The 19828-nt window shown below is 73.5% G+C and carries 20 protein-coding genes; 14 read left to right on the top strand and 6 right to left on the bottom strand.

Translation table 11 applies throughout. The features are described 5' to 3' along the window. Positions 1 to 408: 408 nt before the first annotated feature. Positions 409 to 615 carry a DUF5988 family protein gene (locus ACFYXM_RS33570; protein ID WP_073791732.1) on the bottom strand — a complete coding sequence of 69 codons (207 nt, stop codon included), beginning with the start codon at positions 613 to 615 and terminating at the stop codon, positions 409 to 411. 115 nt (positions 616 to 730) lie between these two features. Here ACFYXM_RS33570 and ACFYXM_RS33565 point away from each other — a divergent pair, with 115 nt between their 5' ends. Further along, the gene (locus tag ACFYXM_RS33565) at positions 731 to 1063 is read left to right on the top strand and encodes a hypothetical protein (protein WP_389295191.1); all 333 of its coding nucleotides are present in this window, start codon (positions 731 to 733) and stop codon (positions 1061 to 1063) included. A 12-nt stretch (positions 1064 to 1075) separates the two neighbouring features. Continuing rightward, on the top strand, positions 1076 to 2752 hold the full coding sequence (locus tag ACFYXM_RS33560) for a helix-turn-helix domain-containing protein (RefSeq protein WP_389295189.1): 1677 nt from the start codon (positions 1076 to 1078) through the stop codon (positions 2750 to 2752). 40 nt (positions 2753 to 2792) lie between these two features. Here the strand turns inward: ACFYXM_RS33560 and ACFYXM_RS33555 are convergent, their stop codons facing one another. Beyond that, on the bottom strand, positions 2793 to 4220 hold the full coding sequence (locus tag ACFYXM_RS33555) for an RtcB family protein (protein ID WP_389295187.1): 1428 nt from the start codon (positions 4218 to 4220) through the stop codon (positions 2793 to 2795). A 33-nt stretch (positions 4221 to 4253) separates the two neighbouring features. Continuing rightward, entirely contained in the window at positions 4254 to 4748 is a 495-nt protein-coding gene (locus ACFYXM_RS33550; RefSeq protein WP_389295185.1) for an archease, read from the bottom strand. A 413-nt stretch (positions 4749 to 5161) separates the two neighbouring features. Here ACFYXM_RS33550 and ACFYXM_RS33545 point away from each other — a divergent pair, with 413 nt between their 5' ends. The 4 genes from ACFYXM_RS33545 (at position 5162) to ACFYXM_RS33530 (ending at position 10151) form a co-directional block, all read left to right on the top strand. After that, entirely contained in the window at positions 5162 to 6508 is a 1347-nt protein-coding gene (locus tag ACFYXM_RS33545; RefSeq protein WP_389295183.1) for a discoidin domain-containing protein, read from the top strand. After that, on the top strand, positions 6508 to 7809 hold the full coding sequence (locus tag ACFYXM_RS33540) for an MFS transporter (protein WP_389295181.1): 1302 nt from the start codon (positions 6508 to 6510) through the stop codon (positions 7807 to 7809). The genes ACFYXM_RS33545 and ACFYXM_RS33540 overlap by 1 nt, the downstream gene beginning before the upstream one ends. Next, complete coding sequence (locus ACFYXM_RS33535; protein WP_389295179.1) at positions 7806 to 8837, top strand: TolB family protein; 1032 nt, start codon at positions 7806 to 7808, stop codon at positions 8835 to 8837. The genes ACFYXM_RS33540 and ACFYXM_RS33535 overlap by 4 nt, the downstream gene beginning before the upstream one ends. Before the next feature lie 177 nt (positions 8838 to 9014). Further along, the gene (locus ACFYXM_RS33530) at positions 9015 to 10151 is read left to right on the top strand and encodes a hypothetical protein (protein WP_389295177.1); all 1137 of its coding nucleotides are present in this window, start codon (positions 9015 to 9017) and stop codon (positions 10149 to 10151) included. 11 nt (positions 10152 to 10162) lie between these two features. Here ACFYXM_RS33530 and ACFYXM_RS33525 read toward each other — a convergent pair whose 3' ends face one another. Next, positions 10163 to 11311 (bottom strand): galactosyldiacylglycerol synthase, encoded by a 1149-nt coding sequence (locus tag ACFYXM_RS33525; RefSeq protein WP_389295175.1) that lies wholly within the window; start codon positions 11309 to 11311, stop codon positions 10163 to 10165. 437 nt (positions 11312 to 11748) lie between these two features. On the opposite strand from ACFYXM_RS33525, the gene ACFYXM_RS33520 reads away from it, so the two are divergent. The 5 genes from ACFYXM_RS33520 to ACFYXM_RS33500 all read left to right on the top strand — a co-directional run bounded on the left by ACFYXM_RS33520 (position 11749) and on the right by ACFYXM_RS33500 (position 15314). Continuing rightward, on the top strand, positions 11749 to 12564 hold the full coding sequence (locus ACFYXM_RS33520; protein ID WP_389295173.1) for an SDR family NAD(P)-dependent oxidoreductase: 816 nt from the start codon (positions 11749 to 11751) through the stop codon (positions 12562 to 12564). 14 nt (positions 12565 to 12578) lie between these two features. Further along, positions 12579 to 13514, top strand: a complete 936-nt coding sequence (locus ACFYXM_RS33515) for a DMT family transporter (RefSeq protein WP_389295171.1) — start codon at positions 12579 to 12581, stop codon at positions 13512 to 13514. A gap of 28 nt (positions 13515 to 13542) precedes the next feature. Further along, complete coding sequence (locus tag ACFYXM_RS33510) at positions 13543 to 14304, top strand: polysaccharide deacetylase family protein (RefSeq protein WP_389295169.1); 762 nt, start codon at positions 13543 to 13545, stop codon at positions 14302 to 14304. 152 nt (positions 14305 to 14456) lie between these two features. Beyond that, a complete protein-coding gene (locus ACFYXM_RS33505) occupies positions 14457 to 15041 on the top strand; it encodes a TerD family protein (RefSeq protein WP_389295167.1) in 585 nt (194 codons plus the stop codon). A 90-nt stretch (positions 15042 to 15131) separates the two neighbouring features. Further along, positions 15132 to 15314 (top strand): hypothetical protein, encoded by a 183-nt coding sequence (locus ACFYXM_RS33500; protein WP_389295165.1) that lies wholly within the window; start codon positions 15132 to 15134, stop codon positions 15312 to 15314. A 171-nt stretch (positions 15315 to 15485) separates the two neighbouring features. On the opposite strand, the gene ACFYXM_RS33495 is transcribed toward ACFYXM_RS33500, so the two are convergent. Beyond that, on the bottom strand, positions 15486 to 16022 hold the full coding sequence (locus tag ACFYXM_RS33495; RefSeq protein WP_389295164.1) for a pyridoxamine 5'-phosphate oxidase family protein: 537 nt from the start codon (positions 16020 to 16022) through the stop codon (positions 15486 to 15488). 276 nt (positions 16023 to 16298) lie between these two features. Here ACFYXM_RS33495 and ACFYXM_RS33490 point away from each other — a divergent pair, with 276 nt between their 5' ends. Together ACFYXM_RS33490 and ACFYXM_RS33485 are read left to right on the top strand one after the other, a co-directional pair. After that, positions 16299 to 16781 (top strand): hypothetical protein, encoded by a 483-nt coding sequence (locus ACFYXM_RS33490; RefSeq protein WP_351523515.1) that lies wholly within the window; start codon positions 16299 to 16301, stop codon positions 16779 to 16781. Positions 16782 to 16918: 137 nt separating this feature from the next. Beyond that, positions 16919 to 17506 (top strand): vitamin K epoxide reductase family protein, encoded by a 588-nt coding sequence (locus tag ACFYXM_RS33485; protein WP_389295195.1) that lies wholly within the window; start codon positions 16919 to 16921, stop codon positions 17504 to 17506. Here ACFYXM_RS33485 and ACFYXM_RS33480 read toward each other — a convergent pair. After that, positions 17457 to 18815 carry a globin domain-containing protein gene (locus tag ACFYXM_RS33480; protein WP_389295162.1) on the bottom strand — a complete coding sequence of 453 codons (1359 nt, stop codon included), beginning with the start codon at positions 18813 to 18815 and terminating at the stop codon, positions 17457 to 17459. The two genes, ACFYXM_RS33485 and ACFYXM_RS33480, sit on opposite strands and share 50 nt — an antisense overlap. Before the next feature lie 167 nt (positions 18816 to 18982). Between ACFYXM_RS33480 and ACFYXM_RS33475 the strand changes: the two genes are divergently transcribed. Then, a complete protein-coding gene (locus tag ACFYXM_RS33475; protein WP_389295160.1) occupies positions 18983 to 19816 on the top strand; it encodes a response regulator in 834 nt (277 codons plus the stop codon). Positions 19817 to 19828: the final 12 nt, after the last annotated feature.

Here is a 19828-nt window from a genome sequence, read left to right as displayed (position 1 = left end):
CGGACACGTTGCCGTGCGCGGCCCGAACGCCTATCGGGGTACACGACCTACGCCAAATGCTATTTCCGGATAATCCGATAAACGCTCAACTGCCCCGAAAGTAGGCGCCCTTGATATTCCGTTGGTCCGTCCGGGCGACTTCCTGAAACCCGCTCACCCCCGCGACAGCGTGTCTTTCGTTGACACGCCCGGGAAAAGGCGCCCGCCGATGTGTCGGCGTCGGTTGCCCTCGCCTCTGACCTGCTGTTTTGAGAGTTGTGCTGTGTTGTGCCGCCCGGTGGCCCGTCCGTGGTGTGGTGCCGGCGCGGTCGGGGCCGCCCGTGCCCCGGACGGTGTCCCGTCCCGGAGCGGTGCCGTGGTGCCTCGGGGCGCGTGCGTCCCGGAACGGTGTCGTGCTCCGGGTGCCGTTCAGCCGGGGAACTCCGTGCGCTCCCACCACTCGTAGACGGGCAGTTGGCCCTCCGGGGTGTCCTGGCGTCGTGTGGTGACCCTGAAGTGTTCGTATCCGCCGCGGAACGGCACCTTGAGGTCGTTCCCCGGGGTGGTGAGGGGGACGATGCGCTCCGGGAGGTCGTCGGGGCCGCCTTCGAGGAATGCTTTGAGTGTGTTGGTCATGCAAGGCAGTTTCTCCGGTGGCCGGTCGGGCTCCTCCGTGACGCGCCGACGCCCTGTCCGCTCGGGCGATGTAAACTTCTCAACAAGTTGAGGAGTATGTCTGAGGGGTGTGCGGGTGCTCCAGATCCGGATCGGCGCGGAGCGTGCCGCGGAGGCGGCCGACGGCCCGGCGCGAACCGCCCGCGGGTGGCGTCCCGGCATGAGCGAGGACGAGGCGTGGGAAGCCGGTCGGGGCGTCTGGAAGTTCAACGCGGACCGGGCCCTGTCCCAGAACGAGGCGCAGATCATCAACACTGCGGGCACCGTGCTCGCGGTGGCGAGGATCACCGGCATCTCCAAGCGCGGCGACCGCTACGCGCTCGAGGGCGAGCTCCTGCGCGGTGATCCGCGCGTGGGACGCCCCACCCCGATCCCGCATCTGTCCCGCAACCCCGTCACCTACATCTGAAGGGCCTGTCCGGTGAGTGATTTCGACGCGATCGACTCGCTGCTCGCCGCCGTCGGCCCGGAAGCGGAGCTCCCGGCCGCCGAGGTGCGCCGCGCCCTGCGCGAACGGGCCCGGCTGTCCAGGGCGCAGGTGGCGCGGGCGCTGGGTGTGGGCCCGTCGACCGTCGCCGGGTGGGAGAGCGGCCGGGACCCGTCCGGCGAGACACGCGCCAAGTACGCGTATCTGCTGGACGGACTGAGCGCCAGGCTCGGCACGGAGCCCGGCCCTTCTGCCACCGGCCCCGCGTCGGCCCCCGGGCCCGCCGTCGGGTCCGGGGCCGGGGACGAGGACGTGTCGGAGGGCGGCGCGACCCCGGCCGGCGAACGGCCCGCGGTGCACGGCGCGGCGGCTGCCGTCGTTCCCGCGCCGGGCCCCGGCCCGGCGCCCGACGAGGTGGAGCCCCTGGAGGCCGCCGAGCCGTGCGTGCTGTGCGGGCATCCGGCCACGCAGCGCGTCGCGGGCTTCGCCCAGCACCTGGACGCGGCCGACTGCCGCCCGGCCGCCACGACGGCCGGATCCCCGGACGTCGCCCCCGCCCCCGCTCGGGTGGCCGGACCGCCCGTCCACCGGACGCCGGAGCGCTCCACCGCCTCCGGCGCGGGAGCGTCGTCCACGACGGGCCCGTCGAGGCGTTCCGGATCACCGGCCCGACGTGCCTTCCAGCAGCAGGCCGGCCCGGCCGCCCTGATCCACGAGGCGGTCCGGGGCGCGCTCGCCGAGCACCGGGGCGACATCGACGCGGCCGTCGCCGCCCTGTCGAAACGGGCCATCCCGGACGCGATGCGCCTGCTGGACGAGACCCGCAAGGGCGCCCGCTACGACGTGATCGCCCATCCCTGGATCCCCGACATCCTCAAGAAACAGACGTCCAGGGGGGCCGACCAGATCTGGGAGGCGCGCCCGAGGTGGACCCGGCACGAACTTCCGCCCGGCCGCCACGAGGTGACGGCGCTCGACATCAACGGCGCCTATCTCTCCGCCCTCAAGACACATCTGCCGTTGGGGCAGCTGGAGCATTCCACCGGCTTCGCCCACGACCGCCGCCGTGCCGGTGTTCACCTGATCACCCCGCCCGTGTGGGAACACACGGCGGTGCTGCCCAACCCGATCGGCAACCGTGACGAACCAGGCCCGCTGTGGGTGACCGAACCGACCCTGCGCCTCCTGCTGCGGCTGTCCGGTCCGAAGCACGGGCTGTGCGAACCACCGGAGATCCACGAGTCGTTCACCTCCGGAGCCACCGAGAATCTGCTGGAGAAGTTCCGGGTCGCGCTCAAGGAGGCCAGGGACACGGCGATCGCCGACGACGACGAGGTGACGCTGGAGTACGTGAAGGCGATGTACTCCAAGTTCGTCTCCACCATGGGGGAGTCGAACTACAACCGGGAGCTGTACCGGCCGGACTGGATGCACATCATCCGCTCGCAGGCGTTCGCCAACCTCTGGATGAAGGCTCTCAAGGCCCATGAGGACGGACTCGCCGTCGTACGGGCGATGGGCACCGACGAACTGCACGTCGTCGGCGACTGGCGGCGCGTCTTTCCCGAGGGCCGGGGTGTCAGCGAGGTCAAGGTCAAGGACACCTACACCGTCGGCGACGACGTGGCGGGGCCCGAGGACGCCGACGACTTCGAGGACGGTATCGGATAGGGGAGCGGAGGGCGCGGGCGGCGTGCTTCCCGTCGGCGACTCACCCCTTGACGACGCCCAGTGGCACCAGGTGGGCCACCGGCCGGGCCAGCCCGGCGCCCTCGGTGGCCTCCACGACCGCGTCCACGTCCTTGTACGCCTCCGGTGTCTCCTCGGCGAGACCGCGCCACGACGACGGGCGCACGGCGATGCCGCGGGCCTCCAGTTCGTCGCGCAGCCGCTCGCCGCGGACCATGCGCAGTGCCTGGTGACGGCTCCAGACCCGGCCGGCGCCGTGGCAGGCGGAGCGGAACGCGTCGTTGCCGGGCAGGCCGACCATCACGTACGAGCCGGTGCCCATCGTCCCGGGGACCAGCACCGGCTGGCCCGCCCGCGCGAGGTCCTCGGGCAGTTCAGGGTCGCCGGGCGGCAGCGCCCGTGTCGCCCCCTTGCGGTGGACGCACAGGGAGCGCCGCTCACCGTCCACCTCATGGGTCTCGATCTTGGCGGTGTTGTGCGAGATGTCGTAGACCAGGTCCAGCCCCGCCCCGGTGGCCGTGGCGAAGGCGCGACGGGCGGCCTGGGACAGCAACTGCCGGTTGGCCCGGCCGTAGTTGGCGGCCGCCGCCATCGCCCCCAGGTAGGCGCGGCCGCGCGGCGAGTCGACCGGGGTGCAGGCCAGCTGCCGGTCCGGGACCCGGATGCCGTGCCGGTGCAGTTCCTGGTCCATCACGCGGACGTGGTCGGTGCACACCTGGTGCCCCAGGCCCCGCGAGCCGCAATGGATCATGACGCACACCTGACCCGTCCGCAGCCCGAAGGCCGCCGCCGTGACGGGGTCGTGGACCCGGTCCACCGCCTGGACCTCCAGGAAGTGGTTGCCCGACCCGAGACTGCCCACCTGATGCAGTCCGCGTTCGACGGCCCGTGAACTCACCTCTCCCGGCGCGGCGCCCTCCAGGACGCCGTGGTCCTCGCAGCGGGCGAGGTCGCGCGGCACCCCGTGACCGTGTTCGACCGCGTACCGCGCCCCGCCGACCAGCAGTTCATCCATCTCCGCGGTCCCGGACAGCTCCCACAGGCCGCCACGTCCCATGCCGCGCGGGACGGTGCGATCGAGAGCGTCCATCAGCCGCCGCATCCGGTCCTGGTCGAGCGCCTCGCGGTCGATCCCCGCGGCCAGCAGCCGGACGCCGCAGGAGATGTCGAACCCGACGCCACCCGGTGAGACGACCCCGCCGCGGGCGATGTCCGTGGCGGCCACCCCGCCGATCGGGAAGCCGTAGCCCCAGTGCACATCGGGCATGGCGAAGGAGGCACGCACGATGCCGGGCAGCGTCGCCACGTTCGCCACCTGCTCCAGCGCCTTGTCCCCGGACGCCTGCGGCAGCAGCGCACGGGAGGCGAACACCATCCCGGGCACGCGCATCGGCTCCCGCTGTTCGATCCGGAACCGGTACGGGCTCCGCTGCGTCAGTGCGATCTCCATGGCCCTCACCTCCGGTCGGTGGCCGGCCCGCGTTCAGACATCGAGGGTCACCCCGCAGGCCCAGCCGTCGGGGCCGTGCCGCAGCCGCAGGCCGTGCAGCGAGACGGCCTTCGGTACGGCGCCGACCTCCCGGGCGGTCCCGGCGTCGGCCATGCGGAAACGGACCAGCGGTACCGGTCCGCCGCCCGCCGCTCGGGACGCTCCGGTGCCCGTGTCCGTCCCCATGCCTTCGTCCACCTCCACGTCGAGCGGGATCTCCCCGTGGGCGTCCAGCCGGTAGACGACCTCCTCCAGGACCATCACCAGGAGGTCCTCGCCGGAGCCGGCCGCGACCGGGCAGGTGCGCTCCCCGACCGGGGCCGCGCCGGACGTGTCGGCGAAGCTCTCCACCATCGCGCGCACGGCCTCGGCCACACAGCCCCCGGCCGTGGGGGCCCACGCCTCCACCCGCAGGTCCGCGGTGTGCGGCACGGTGCGGTGGCCGCGCGCGCCCGGGCGGCGCGGTGCCACGGGTTCCCGACCGTCCACGGCCGGTGCCTCCCCGTCGTCTCCGGTACGCGGCCCGGGGCCCGGTTCACCGGGCGGGGCCGCCGCTTCCTCCAGCGTCGTCCCGCACCCCGCCCCGGGGCAACCCGCGCACGGAGCCGGGCCCGTCCCGTACCTCTCGGGCAGAGGGATTCGAGACTGTTTCCGAGGGCTGAATTCCTGTGGCGGAAGGCGGCGAACGGCCGCGGAACACGGCCGGTCGGGGGACTGGTAGGAAAGTTTACTGTTCGCTAGCATTCCGGCCGGTGGCCTGGCGCGGTGCCCGCCCCACGGGCATGACGCGCTCAGCGAGAGCTCTGACCCGGCCACCTCGATGCCCTTCCCGCCCGTACGCGGGCCGGGGCGCGGTCACGCACCAATGCCCAGCTCTCGCCCCCCAGGCCAGGAGTGCAGGTATGCACCTGAAAGGCTCAGCTCCGCTCCCCACAGCCACCCGGCACCGTACGGTGCCCACGGTCCTCGCCGCCGTGCTCCTCCTCGTCGGCGGTCTGTTGCTCGCCTGGCCCGACCGGGCCGACGCCACCGCCGACCCCCTCATCTCCGGCGGCAGGCCCGCCACCGCCTCCTCCACCGAGGACTCCGGTCTCGGCCCGCAGAACGCCTTCGACGGCGACCCGGCCACCCGCTGGGCCAGCGTCGAGGGCAAGGACCCGCAGTGGATCCGCGTCGACCTCGGCGCCACCGCCGACGTCACACGGGTGAAGCTCGACTGGGAGGCCGCGTACGCCAAGGCGTACCGGATCGAGATATCCGCCGACGGCACCGCATGGACCCGGCTCGCCGAGGAGACGGCGGGCGACGGCGGCACCGACGACCGGCCCGGCCTGTCCGGCAAGGGCCGCTACCTGCGCGTGTACGGCACCGCGCGCGGCACCTCGTACGGTTATTCGCTCCACGAGGTCGAGGTGTACGGCACGTTCGCCGGGACGCCCCCGCAGACCGGTGCCTTCACCGTGGTCGCCGCCGGTGACATCGCCGCCCAGTGCACCGCCTCCGACAGCGACTGCGCCCACCCCAGGACCGCCGCGCTGGCCCAGCAGATCAACCCGAAGTTCTACCTGACGATGGGCGACAACCAGTACGACGACGCCCGGATCTCCGACTACCGCGCCTACTACGACAAGACCTGGGGCGCCTTCAAGAACAAGACGCACCCGGTGCCCGGCAACCACGAGACGTACGACCCGGCCGGATCGCTCGCCGGCTACAAGGCGTACTTCGGCGCGATCGCCTACCCCCAGGGCAAGACCTACTACAGCTTCGACGAGGGCAACTGGCACTTCATCGCCCTCGACTCCAACTCCCTCGACAAGAGCGCCCAGATCGACTGGCTCAAGGCCGATCTGGCCGCCAACACCAAGGCGTGCATCGCCGCCTACTGGCACCACCCGCTGTACTCCTCGGGCGGGCACGGCAACGACCCGGTCAGCCGGCCGGTCTGGAAGCTCCTCTACGGGGCCAAGGCCGACCTCGTGCTCAACGGGCACGACCACCACTACGAGCGGTTCGCCCCGCAGAACCCCGACGGAAAGGCCACCGCCGACGGAATCACCGAGGTCGTCGGCGGAATGGGCGGCGCCGAGCCCTACCCCATCGAGGAGGTCCAGCCCAACAGCCAGAAGCGGATCAGCGGTCAGTACGGCGTCCTGAAACTGGACTTCACCGACACCGGCTACAGCTTCAGCTACGTCGGCACCGACGGCAAGGCCAAGGACACCAGCCCGAAGTACACCTGCCACTGATGTACCTGGCGACCACAGGCCGCCGGGACACACCGGCACCGCCCCGCACCGCCGGGGCGGGCCGGCGCGTCCCCGGCACCGTCCTGGCACTCGGCACGGTCAGCCTCGTCACCGATGTCTCCTCCGAGATGGTCACCGCGGTGCTGCCGCTCTACCTGGTCCTCGGACTCGGTCTCTCACCCCTCCAATTCGGCTTCCTCGACGGCCTGTTCAACGGCGCGACCTCCGTGGTCCGGCTGCTCGGCGGACACGCGGCCGACCGCGGACACCGGCACAGGAGAGTCGCGGGCATCGGCTACGCCCTCTCCGCCTTCTCCCGGCTCGGACTGCTGCTCGCGGGCGGCGCCACCGCAGGGATCGCCGCCGCTCTCGCCGCCGACCGCGTCGGCAAGGGCATCCGCACCGCGCCCCGGGACGCGCTGATCACGCTCAGCAGCAGGCCCGAGACGCTCGGCAGATCCTTCGGCGTGCACCGGGCCATGGACACCACCGGCGCCCTGCTCGGGCCGCTCGCCGCGTTCGCCCTGCTCCGGGCGACCACCGGGGCCTACGACGCGGTGTTCGTCGTCAGCTTCTGCGTCGGGCTGCTCGGCTTACTGCTCCTCGTGCTGTACGTACCCGGACAGCCGGTCGTCAGCCCGCCGACGCCCCGGACCCCCCGTACCCGCAAGGTGTTCGCGGCGCTCCGCGACCGGGGCTTCCGGCGGATCCTCGCAGCCGCCGGGCTGCTCGGCGCCGCCACGATCGGGGACGCCTTCGTCTACCTCATGCTCCAGCGCCGGCTCGACCTCCCCGTCGGCTGGTTCCCGCTGCTGCCGCTCGGCGCTGCGGCGTGCTACCTGCTGCTCGCGGTCCCGGCCGGGCGGATCGCGGACCGGGTGGGCCGACGGCTGCCGTTCCTGTACGGGCACCTCGCCCTGCTCGGCGTGTACGCCGCGCTCCTTCTCCCGGCCGGTGGCCCCGTCCTGCTCCTCGTCGTGCCCGTGCTCGTGCTGCTCGGGGTCTTCTACGCCGGTACCGACGGCGTGCTGATGGCCCTGGCCGCACCCGTACTGCCCGCCGACGGCAGGGCGGGCGGGCTGGCCCTGCTCCAGACCGGCCAGGCACTCGCCCGGATGCTCGCCGCCGCGGGCTTCGGCGCCGCCTGGACGGTGTGGGGACCGCGCCCCGCCCTGTGGGCGGCGGCCGTCGCCCTGCTCGCCGCGCTCGCCGGCGGCTGGGCGCTGCTGCCCCGTGACCCGTCCGACGCCGCGGCCGCCGAGAAGCCCGGAGCCCCGACCACCGAGAGGCCGACCGCATGAGCGCCGGATTCCCCGAACCCACGACACCCCTGGGCCCACGGGCCCGGATCGCCGTCCTGGTGGCCGCGGTGCTGCTCCTCGCGGGCGGATCCGCCGGCTACGCCCTGCACGCGCAGCACCGTACCCCGGCCCAACGGACGGAAGCCGACGCCTCGTTCACCGTCGCCGGGCCCGCGCTGTACTTCCGGGACACGGCCACCGGACGTGTCGCCCGCCGCCCGCTCGCCGCCCCGCCCGGCACGCGCACCCCCGGCGGCCCCGCCTGCGACCGGTTCTACGCCTCCGGCGACCACGCGGTCTGCCTGCGCGCCCGCCCCGGCGTACTGCCCAGGACGCACGCCGTCGTGCTCGACCGCCGACTGCGCGAACAGCGCCGGATCACCGTGCCGGGCCTTCCCACCCGCGCCCGCGTCTCCGCCTCCGGGCGGATGGTGTCCTGGACGGTGTTCGCCACCGGGGACTCGTACGCCACCACCGCTTTCTCCACCCGGACCGCGATCCTCGACCTGCGCACCGGCTACCTCGTCAAGTCCATCGAGGGCATCCCCCTGACCGTCGACGGGGCCCGCTACCACGCGCCCGACGTGAACTACTGGGGGGTGACCTTCGCCCGCGACGACAACCGCTTCTACGCGACCGTCTCGACCAAGGGCCGCACCTACCTGGTCGAGGGGGACATGGCGAAGTGGTCGGCGAAGGCGCTGCGGCAGAACGTCGAGTGTCCTTCACTGTCGCCCGACAACACCCGGCTCGCCTTCAAGAAGAAGGTCTCCGACGACCCGGCCGATCCCTGGCGGCTGTACGTCCTCGACCTGCGGACCATGCGCGAGACACCGCTCGCCGAGACGCACAACGTCGACGACCAGGCGGCCTGGCTGGACGACGGCACCGTCGCCTACGCCCTGCCCGGCGCCGGGGGCCGGGGGAGCGACATCTGGACCGTCCCCGCGGACGGCACCGGCACACCCCGCATGGCAGTGTCCGGAGGATCGTCACCGGCGGCGGTGGGCCGAGAGCCCGCCGGGTGACCACTGACCGGGCGGCCGTGCCGGGCCACGTCCGCCTTCCGGCCGAAGGCCGGCCGACAGGGTCCGAGGAGGTTCCCCGGCACCGGGCCCCGGGGCCGGGCCGCCCGGTCGCGGGGCCTGCCGTGCCGTGGTCCCCTGGATGCGATCACCGTCCCCGCCGCTCCAGGGAGGCCATGGATGCGCACGAGTGACCTGACCCCGGCCGTGCTCAAGGACCTGCGTCGCCCGCGCCCCTTCCCGGCGATCTCGCTGCTCATGCCGACCCACCGGGCCAGGCCCGACAACGAACAGGACCCGATCCGCCTGCGCAATCTCCTCGGCGAGGCGGTGCGACGCCTCAAGGAGGACCCCGAGGTCGACCGCGAGAGCCGGATCCGGCTGGAGCGACAGCTCGGCGAGGACACCGTCCTGCGGCTGATCGACGCCCAGCGCGCCGAGGACGGCCTGCTGGTGCTGCTCGCGCCGGACGAGGACCCGCAGGCGTGGCAGTTCATCTCGCCGCACGACATCCCCGAACGCGTCGAGATCACGACCACGTACCTCACCCGCAACCTGGTGGCGGCCCACCTGTACGCGCGCCCGTACTGGGTGCTGGTCCTCGACCAGGAGGAGAGCAGGCTGTACCTGGCCCACGCCGGGAGCCTGACCGAGGTCACCGCCCACGGCTTCCCGGCGAAGCCGCAGGTCCCGGACCTGGCGGACGCGCTCCCCGGCCCGGCGTACGGCACGGACCGTACGGGCTACCGCGCGGCTCGTGTCGGTCAGTACGTCTCCGACGTCGAGGAGCGCCTCGCCCGGGCCATGACGGACCGGAACCTGCCCCTCATCCTGGTCGGCAGCCCCGAGCTGACCACCGCCTTCGGAAAGATCTCGCGCCACGCCGGGGCGACGGTGGGCGGGCTGGAACTGACGGGTGCCGAGAAGCACGCCGTCCCCCAGCTGGAGAAGCGTCTGGAACCCGTCTTCCGCAAGATCCTCGAGGACCGCGCACAGCAGGCCCGCGCGGACCTGGACGCGGCGCGCGGCCGCAAGGCGTACGTCGCGGGCCTCGCGGAGGTGTGGAACACGGTCATGGACCACAGGGCCGCCCTCGTCCTCGTGGAGGAGGGCCTGCGCGCCGCGGGGCGGGCCGACGAGAACCACCAGCTGCACATCGTCGACGTACCGGAGGGCGAACGAGCTCCCGAGGGCGTCGAGACGGACATCGTCGACAGCCTCGTCGAGGCGGCGCTGGACGCCGACACGGAAGTGCGTTTCGTCCCCGACGGCACCCTTCCCGACAGCGTCGGCATCGCGGGCACGCTCCGCTACTGAAGGGCCACCGGTCAGGTCCCCGGCGAACCGCCGGGCACCCCCGCCCCGCGCGCTCGCGCACGCCCGGCCCGGGCCAGGGCCTCCAGGGGGAGCACCCCCTCTCCCCGGAACAGGCCGCGGGCCGCGGACAGACGCCGCTCGCGTGCCGGGCCCGGGGCCGTCACCTCGTCCAGAGCCCTCACCAGTGCCCACGGGTCCCGGGCGTGGTCGGCGAGACCGTGCGCCGCCATGCTCCGCACGCCCTCCGCGCCGTGCCCCGGAATGGGCCGGTGACCGACCACCGGCAGCCCGGCGGCCAGCGCCTCCAGCGCCGTCTGGCCCGCCGCGTTGTCGACCAGGGCCCGGGCGACCGCCATCACGCCCCGCACGTCGTCCACCCAGCCCAGGTCGACCGCGTGCTCGACCCGGGCCACGCTGCGGCGCAGACGCGTGTTGTTCCCGCACAGCACGACCGGCCGGTACCCCGCCGAGGCCAGCAGCCCGGCGGTGTCCACCACCCGCGCGCCCGCCCCCCACGCCCCCGTCGAGACCAGCACCGGCGGACGGTCCGGCGGGCCGAGGCGGTGCCGCCATTCCTCGGCCGTCGGCGCCGGGGCGTGGAAGCGTGGCGCCACCAGCGGGCCGGAGACGACGGCCGGACGCCGTACCGCCCGCCGCACCCGGTGCGCGAGACCGGGCGTCAGACAGAGGTGGAGGTCGTTGCCCGGATGCAGCCACTGGCGGTGCACGGCGAAATCCGTGATGACCACGGCGCTCGGCACGCGCAGCGCGCCGCGGGCGCGCAGACCGCCGGTGAGCTGGGCGGCGAGATGGAAGACCGGGACCACCACGTCCGCGCGCCGCCGCGCGACGAGCTCCAGCAGCCGCCGCTCCGCGAGCACCGCCAACGGGGCGCTGCCCGGCCGGGGAAGACCGTCCCCCGGGTGGCGGAAGAACGCCGCGTACAGCCCCGCGTAGACGAACGGCGCGCGGCGGATGACCGTCCGGTAGAAGGCGCGCAGCCCGGCACCGGTCCCCGGGGGCAGCAGATCGAGGACGTCGACCGTCGCCGTCCACCCTCCGCCCGCCTCCAGCCGGCGGGCCAGCTCGGCGGCCACGCTGTCGTGCCCGGAGCCCATGCCGGCGCTCAGGACCAGGAACCGCCCGGATGCCGCGCTCATCGGCCGACGGTCCGCGACCACCGGCCGGGGCGGGCCGCTACGGGGATCCGCGGTACGGGCGACCGTCCGCGGCGGGCCGTCGCCGGGGAGCGTCGCACGCGCCGCGGTGGGGGCGCACCCGGCTCACCCGGTCGACGGGTGTCCCGGCGCGGCCCCGAACGGCCGTCCGTGTGGGCAGCGGGCACCTGATCACCCCTGACGTCGGCGGCGCGCGGCGGATCCGGCGCCATGGGCACTGGGCGTGGTGGTCCCATTCTGCGGGCGCGGGCGGTGCCGTGCGGTTCAGTGAGGTGTGGGTCGCGACGGTTTTGTCCGAGCGCACCCGGGCTACTCCTAACCAGACCCGGTGGCGCGAGGCCCCCCGAGATCTCCGAGCGATCCCGATCCCCGGGCGGCGGAGACGACGCGCCGCACCGTGCCGACCCAGGGGAGAGACCATGTCATCTGGTCCGGGCACCGCCCACCGCGGAGTGCCGGGCGCCGACGCGTCGGACGGCCGCGCCGTCCGCGACGGCGTGGCCCTGGTGACGGGTGCCTCCTCGGGCATCGGGGCCGCGGTCTCGTACCGGATCGCGGCCGAAGGGGGCTGGCGGCTGCTGGTGGCCGGCCGCGACCGCGAGCGCCTGGAGCGCGTCGCGGCGCGGACGCGCTCGACGGCGCTGTGCGCGGACCTGATGGCACCCGGCGGCACGGAGCGGCTCGCCCGCCAGGCCCTCGATCTCGCGGGCCGGGTGGACCTGCTCGTCGCCGCCGCGGGGGTCGGCTGGGCCGGCCCCTTCGAATCCATGCCGGAGGCCGCCGCAGACCGGGTCCTCACCGTCGACCTGGTGTCCGTCGTCCGGCTGGTGCGGCTCCTGCTGCCGCACATGCTCGCGGCGGGTCGCGGGCACATCATGCTGATCGGATCGGTGGCCGGATCCACCGGCGTCCGCGGCGAAGCCGTGTACTCGGCGGCGAAGGCGGCGATCGGCACCTTCGCCGACGCCCTGGGCCACGAACTCAGGGGAACCGGCGTGCGGATCACCCATCTGGTCCCCGGCGTCGTGGACACCCCGTTCTTCGAACGCCGAGGCATGCCGTACGCGCGTTCGTGGCCCCGTCCCATGTCACCGGAGAGGGTCGCCGACGCCGTCTGGGACGCCTACCTCTCGGGCCGTGCCGAGGTGTACGTCCCCGGCTGGCTGCGTCTGCCCGGATGTGTGCGAGCCGTGGCCCCCGGGCTCTACCACCGGCTCGCCGCCCGCTTCGGGTGAATCCGCCGGCACGCGTGGACGTCCTCGCCGTGACACTGGCGCTGCTGGCGGCTCTCGCCAACGGCGCCGCCTCCGTGCTGCAGCGGCGGGCCGCCGTGGACCAGGCGGCGTGCGAACCGGCGGACGACGCGAGGCAAGCGCACCGGACGATGCGTGACGCGGTGCGCCGGGCGGTCCGGCTGGTGCGGCGGCCGTTCTGGCTGGCGGGCGCGTCGGCGCTCGGACTGTCCGCCCTGCTCCAGGCGGCGGCGCTCGCGGTCGGCAGCATGGCGGTGGTGCAGCCGCTGATGGCGAGCGAGCTCCTGTTCACGCTCCTGCTCGGAACCGTCGTGTTCCGCCAGCGCCCGGGCGGCAGGACCTGGCTGTCCTTCCTGATGCTCGGCGCCGGTCTGACGCTCTTCCTGACCGCCGCCGGGCCGTCCCCGGGCGAGGCGACCGGAGAGGCCGGCCCCTGGCTTTTCGCCGGAGCCTGTGCCGCGACGGCGGTGGCCGCGCTGCTCCTGGTCGCCCGCGGCGTCCGCGGCGCCGCCCGCGTCGCGGCGCTCGGCTGTGCCACGGCGGTCTGCTTCGCCTGCACCGCCGGGCTGGTCAAGGAGGTCGCCGGCCGGGTACCGGACGGGGCGGCGGCGGTCCTCACGAGCGGATACCCGTACGCGATGTGCGGCGTCGGCCTGTTGAGCGTGGCGCTGCTGCAGAGCACCCTGCGCGCCGGGACGCTGGCCGTCTCGCAGCCGGCACTCACGCTGGGGGACGCGCTGGTGAGCGTCGTCCTGGGTGCGGTGCTGTTCGGCGAGCGGATCGCGCTGGGGAGCCACGCGCAGACGGCCGTGGTCGGCGCGTGTCTGATGGCCGGCGGGACCGTGGGCCTGTCGCGGTCCCCGGCGTTCGCGGGGCACTGGGACACGACGGCGACGCCACCGCGCGAGCATCCGGCCGACCGCGGCCGGTAGCCCGCACCGACGGAGGGACGAGGACCCCATGAACCACCGACACCCGCGCGTCCGCGCTGCGGCACGCGTCCCCCTGACGGTGTCGGCGCTGGCGCTGACCGCGCACCTCGCCCCCGCCGGCACCTGGCTCGCGGGCCCGCGCCGGACCTGGTTCCCCGCCCTGGCCGGTCTCGGCCGCCCCCACCACATCGCGCTGACCTTCGACGACGGGCCGGACCCCGGCTCCACCCCGTTCTTCCTCGACGCACTGGACCGGCTCTCCGCGCGTGCCACGTTCTTCGTGCTGGGGGAGAGCCTGCTGCGCCACCCGGGGCTCGGCCGCGACATCGTCCGCCGCGGCCACGAACTGGCCGTCCACGGCTGGACGCACAGCCGGCCCTGGCTTCCTGCCGCGAGCCGGGACGCGCGTGAGATCTCCCGCGCCGCGGCGGCTGTGCACCGGGTCTCGGGCGCCCGGCCGCTGTGGTACCGGCCGCCTTACGGCATCCTGACCGGCGGGCGCTGGGTTGCGGCCGCGCGCTGCGGACTGCGCCCGGTGCTGTGGTCGGCCTGGGGCCGGGACTGGGCCGAGGGCGCGACGGCCGAGGGCGTCCTGACCACCGTGCGCCGAGACCTGCGGGGAGGCGGCACGGTGCTCCTGCACGACGCCGACCTGTCGGCGTCCGGCCGATGGCGGCCCGCGCTCGCGGCGCTGCCCGGGCTGATCGACCAGATCCGCGCCGCGGGACTGACCGTCGGGCCGCTCGCCGAGCACGGTCTCGCGCCGGCCCGTCCCGGTGGCGGCGCCTGACGGGCCGTGCGGCCCGCGCCACCGGACCGGGGCGGGGCGCGAGGGACATCGGATCCGGGGTGTTCGTCCCGGATGTCCACCCGGGTGGGCGGGGTGGGGCGGCACCAGGCACACTGACGGGGTAGCAGTCTGACCACCAAGAGGGATCACGCATGATCACGCTGAAGAAGGAAGACGGCCCGGCCGATCTGGACGGGGTGACCCATCTGTCCATCGGGGTGTCCTGGGACCCGACCGTCGGGAGCAGTGGCGGGCTGTTGGGCAAGCTCCGGCAGAAGGTGGGCACCGATCTCGACCTGATCGCCGTCGCCATGCAGGGCCAGGAACCGGTCCGGCTGGCCGGGCTGGACTCCCTGGACCCCATGGGCAATGGCTCGTTGGTCCACAGCGGGGACAACCAGACCGGGCGCGGGGACGGCGACGACGAGACGGTGACCGTCGAGTTCGCCCGGATACCGTCCAACATCACGTCCATCGTGTTCATCGCCGCCGCGTACAAGAAGCGCAGCGCCTTCCAGAACGCGCGCAACATCAGCTTCAAGGTGTACGACGCGACGGGCGGCAGCAGCCAGCAGGTCGCCGACATCTGGCCGAGCATGCTCACCAACGACAACGGCTGCGCCGTGGCCAAGGCGATCCGTGTCGGCACGAGCTGGAAGCTCGAAGTGATCAACGAGACCGGCAAGATCAAGCAGGGGGACGAGCGGGACCTGATGCGTTTCGCCGTCAGCAAGTAGCCCGAGTGCCCCGGCCGGGACGTCCCGTTCCGGCCGGGGGCGGGCCGGGATGCCGGTCGCGGAGGGCGGGGCGCCGTCCCGGCGGCCGCCATGACGGACCCGCGCGGTTCGGACTCCGGCGGGCGGGCGAGGGCGACCTCACCCTGTGCTTCGGCCCGTGACCTGCTCGATGACGGCCCCTCCCTGATACACGTCTTCGACGCCGACACCTGGGAACTCGCGATGGCTCAGTACCACGCGTACATGGGGTGGGGCCCCTACCGCCCCGCGTGAGCGAGGCGCGGCAGGCCGTGGAGGGCGGCGGTCGGGCGTTTCAGGAACGGTGTCCGCCCCGTTGCATACCGCCGCACGCCGCACGCCGCACGCCGCACGCCGCACGCCGCCGTGACCGTCACCGGCGTCCGCCGCCCGTGCCGCGCCGCGGCCGCCTCACCCGTGCCCGCCTCACCCGTGCCCGCCCCCTTCGGCCAGCCGGATCCCGGTGACCAGATGCGGCCGGATGTGGACCGCGCACTCCATCATCCGGTCCGACCAGGGCCGGATCAGCCGCTGGTAGCGGATCAGGGCGTCGGGATCGGTCACCGGCCGGCAGTAGCCCGTCGCGACGACGCTCCACCCCAGATGGGTCAGCGGATCGATGGCGTCGGCCTGATAGGCGACCACGACACCGCGGTCGCCGTGGTCCCGGGTCTGGGCGAACAGATCCGAGTCCTGATGGGTCCGGATGACGATCCGGCCGCGGTCCAGCACATGGTTCACCGGCCGGATCGCGGGCAGCGCCTGCTGGGTGAAGACGATCCGTCCGAACGACACCTCGCCGAGCAGCCGAAGGGCCTGAGCGCTCGTCAGCTCGACGGTCCGGCGCGGCCAGGTGGCCTCGGCGCCGTGGGGCACGTCTCCCTCCGGCCGGCCGTGCGCGGCCGGGCCCGTGATCACGGGCAGGGGTGACCGGGGCGGCGGCCGGTGACCTGTGTGGCTCATGACTGACGACCTGCGTGGCTCATGGGGCGGCCTCGTCTCCTGATGTGCTCGTCTGCCGTACGAGTACATCGTGTGGCGCTCCGCCCCGCCAGGGCCGAACGGCCCAGGGCCGAACGGCCCAGGGCCGAACGGCCCTAGCGGGGGCGATCCCCCGATGGGTTCACTTCGGTGGTTCGCATGCCCGGCCCGGTCCGACGGCGGCAACCGGGGCCGGGGCGCGGCATGCGGAGCGCTCGGTCGGGTCGGTGGTGCACAGGTGCACAGAAGGGGTACGCGGTGATCGCGGTCGTCGGACACAGGGATCTCGACAGCGGAACGCTGGAACTGGTGGAGGCGGAACTGAGAGCACGGCTGGACTGCCTGGCGGAGGGCGCGGCCGCGCTCGTCCGCGCGGGGGCGGGCCTGCCCCTGGTGTTCGGGCGCGCGGTCCGGGCGGCCGGGCGGAAACTGACGGTGCTGCTGCCGGCCCAGGGAGCGGTACCCGCCGTGCTGCCGGAGCGGGACCGGCGGGCCGCCGGTGAACTGCTGGTCCTGGCCGAGCACGTGCGCCTGCTGGCCTTCGACCCGGCCGACCGCGACGCGTGCGTCGGCGCGGACGAGCGGCTGGTGGCGACCTGCCGTTCCGTGCTCGCCGTGTGGGACGGCTCGCCCTCCGACGGCCGGGACGCCACCGCCCATCTGGTCGCGTTCGCCCGGGCGCGGGGCATCCCCGTGGACATCGTGTGGCCGGACGGCTGCGTACGACGGAGGCCGGCGTGAGCACATCTGTACGGCGGACGCCGACGGCGAACCCCGCCGCCCGGACCGTCCGCGACCACGAGCCGCGCCCGGCCGACGGCGGACCGGACGACCGCGCCCCACGGGCGGACGACGACCCGCCCGGGACCGGCGCGGCCCTGGAACGGATCGGCGCCCGACCCGGGTTCGGGTGGCTGCTGGTGGTGACCGCGGCGCTCGGGCTGCTGGGCTCCTTCGTGATCACCATCGACAAGTTCGAACTGCTCGCCGACCCCGGTTTCGTCCCGGCCTGTTCACTGAATCCCACGCTCTCCTGCACGGACGTGATGCGCAGTGAACAGGCATCGGTGTTCGGCTTCCCCAATCCGCTTCTCGGACTGATCGGCTTCGGGGTGGTGATGGGCGTCGGCGCGGGTCTCCTCGCGGGCGCCCGCTACCGGCGCTGGTACTGGCTGGGCCTGAACCTGGGCACCTTCCTCGGCGCCGTGTTCTGCATGTGGCTGATGACTCAGGCGCTGTACGACATCGGCGCGCTCTGCCTGTGGTGCATGCTCGTGTGGGTGGCGACCGTCTTCATGTTCTGGCACACCACCGTGCACAACCTGCGCCACGGCGTACTGCCCGCCCCGCGGGCCGTCGTCGCGGCGGTACTGGAGTTCCCGCTGGTGGTGCCCGTGACCTGGTGCCTGGTCATCGTCATGCTGATAGCAACCCGGTTCTGGTCGAACTGGGCGTCATTTCTGTGAACGACGTCTCGAGCGCGCCCGCGACGGCATCGCGTCCCGGTCCGACGACCGGGACGCTGCCGGTGCTGTCGTGATGGACGCACGCGGCCGGAATCCCCGCGGCGGCGAGCCGGTCCGACACCGCCCCCGTCGCGTCCGGCGCGGAGACCTCGGGGGCCAGCGCCAGGAACACGTGCTGCCGGACGAGGTTCCCGGAACTGCGTCCCGGCACGCCGCACAGGGTCCGCAGCTCCTGGTCCGTGAGGGGACCGGTGGGAGGGAGCACGGTCAGCCAGGAGCGCCCGCGCCGGAACGAGTCCAGATACGCGGCGTCGTACATGCCCTCGTCCGCCCCGCCGTCCAGCAGCAGCCGCACCCGGTACGCCCGGGACCGCTCCGCGTCGACCTGCTGGAGCAGCGCCTTCATCGCGGCCCAGCCCGTGCCCGAGGCGATCAGCAGGACGTCGGCGGACGGCGTGTGACCGGGCAGCGCGAGCCTGCCGCGCGGCGCGCCGAGGCGTACGGTGTCGCCCTCGCGCGCGTGGTGCACCAGCGCGTCGCTGACGCCGCCGGCGCCACGGGCCCGTACGTGGAACTCCAGCTCGCCGTCCGGATGCGGCGCGCGGGCCAGGTAGTACGGACGCCACGCCTGCTCCAGCAGCGGCGACTCCAGGGACGCGTACTGCCCGGCCGTGAAGGCGTACGGCTCATGCGGGCGCACCCGCAGGACCGCGAGGTCCGGGGCACGCAGCTCGTGCGCGGTCACCGTCGCGTTCCAGCTCGACGGTTCGGCGATCGCCTCGTCGGCGCCCTTGACCATCGCGGAGACGGCCAGCCGCAGCATCCGCAGCCAGGCGTCCTCCAGCAGTGCGGTCCACCGGGAACCTGCGCGCATGCGCAGTGCCTCCAGCAGCGCCGTCTCGAACGCCTCGAAGTGCGCAGGACGCACACCGAGCTTGCGGTGGTCGCGCCCCAGCTGCACGAACCTGCCGATCATGTCGTCCGTGCGGTGCAGATTGCCGATCAGGTGGCGGAAGATCTCGACGAGATGCGCCTGCTGGAACGCCATCGACTCGGGGAACAGCGACCGCAGATACGGGTGCCGCTCGAACAGGGCCCGGTACAGGTCGTCGATCAGCCCCTCCAACGGGCCGACCAGCGGCAGGCAGTCGAGGATCAGCTGCTGGTCCGCCGTTCCGTCGTACGCCTGCGGCCGCTCGGCGCGCCGCGCTCCGTCGTCCGTACCGGTCGGGGAGAGGATGCGCCGCCTCAGCCGCATCGCGTCGTGCCGCGCGAGCAGTGCGTGGTAGTCCTCGCTCGGGGTGTTCATGGACCGGTGACTCCTTGGGGCGGTGCGATGGGGATGGGTGCCAAAACCGGGCGAAATGACGTCGGCGGCGCCCGGATGATCTCGGCGGCGTCAGTATGGCACCGCCATCGACTCGCCGACCGGCCCTGGTCACAGGGCCTTTCGGCCCTGTTCAGATACTGTTCACCATGCTTCGCAACCCCGGCGCGGGGATCGCCGGAGGAACGCACATACTGGTGGGCGTCCGCCTTTTCCCCGAGCCGATCGAGCATGGTGTGAACGACTTCGCGAAGTCCCCGCTGAAAACGGATCCGTCGCGGTCCGCCGACCCCGTGCGCGTCTTCATCCTCGACGACCACGAGGTCGTACGGCGCGGCGTGCGCGATCTGCTGGAGGCCGAGGACGGCATCGAGGTGGTCGGCGAGGCGTCGAGCGCCCGCGAGGCGCTGGCCCGGGTGCCCGCGAGCAGGCCCCAGGTGGCCGTGCTCGACGTACGCCTCGGCGACGACCCGCGGGGCGATCAGGCCGGGATCGAGGTGTGCCGGGAACTGCGCGCCCTGATGCCCGGCCTGGCCTGTCTGATGCTGACGTCCTTCGACGACGACGAGGCGCTGTTCGACGCCATCATGGCGGGCGCGGCGGGCTATGTGCTGAAGCAGATCAACGGCGCCGACCTGATCGCCGCCGTCCGCACGGTCGCGTCCGGCACGTCGATGCTCGACCCGCGCACGACCGCGCGCGTGATGGCCCGGCTCAGGGGGCCCGAGCGCGGCCCCGCCGAGGAGCCGGAGCTCTCCGAACTGGACCAGCTCACGGCCAGGGAACGCCAGATCCTGGACCTCATCGGCGAGGGTCTCACCAATCGCGAGATCGCCGAACGCCTCTTCCTGGCCGAGAAGACCGTCAAGAACCGCATCTCCTCGATCCTCGCCAAGCTGGGCGTGGGCCGCCGGATCCAGGCCGCGATGCTCGTCGGCCGGCTCAAGGACCGTCAGGGCGCCGAACAGATCCGGCGCGGCTGAGGACTCCTCCCA

It is taken from the genome of Streptomyces sp. NPDC002476, from assembly GCF_042889785.1.
In the GTDB taxonomy this organism is placed as follows: domain Bacteria; phylum Actinomycetota; class Actinomycetes; order Streptomycetales; family Streptomycetaceae; genus Streptomyces.
This window is presented reverse-complemented; position numbering and strand designations above follow the sequence as displayed.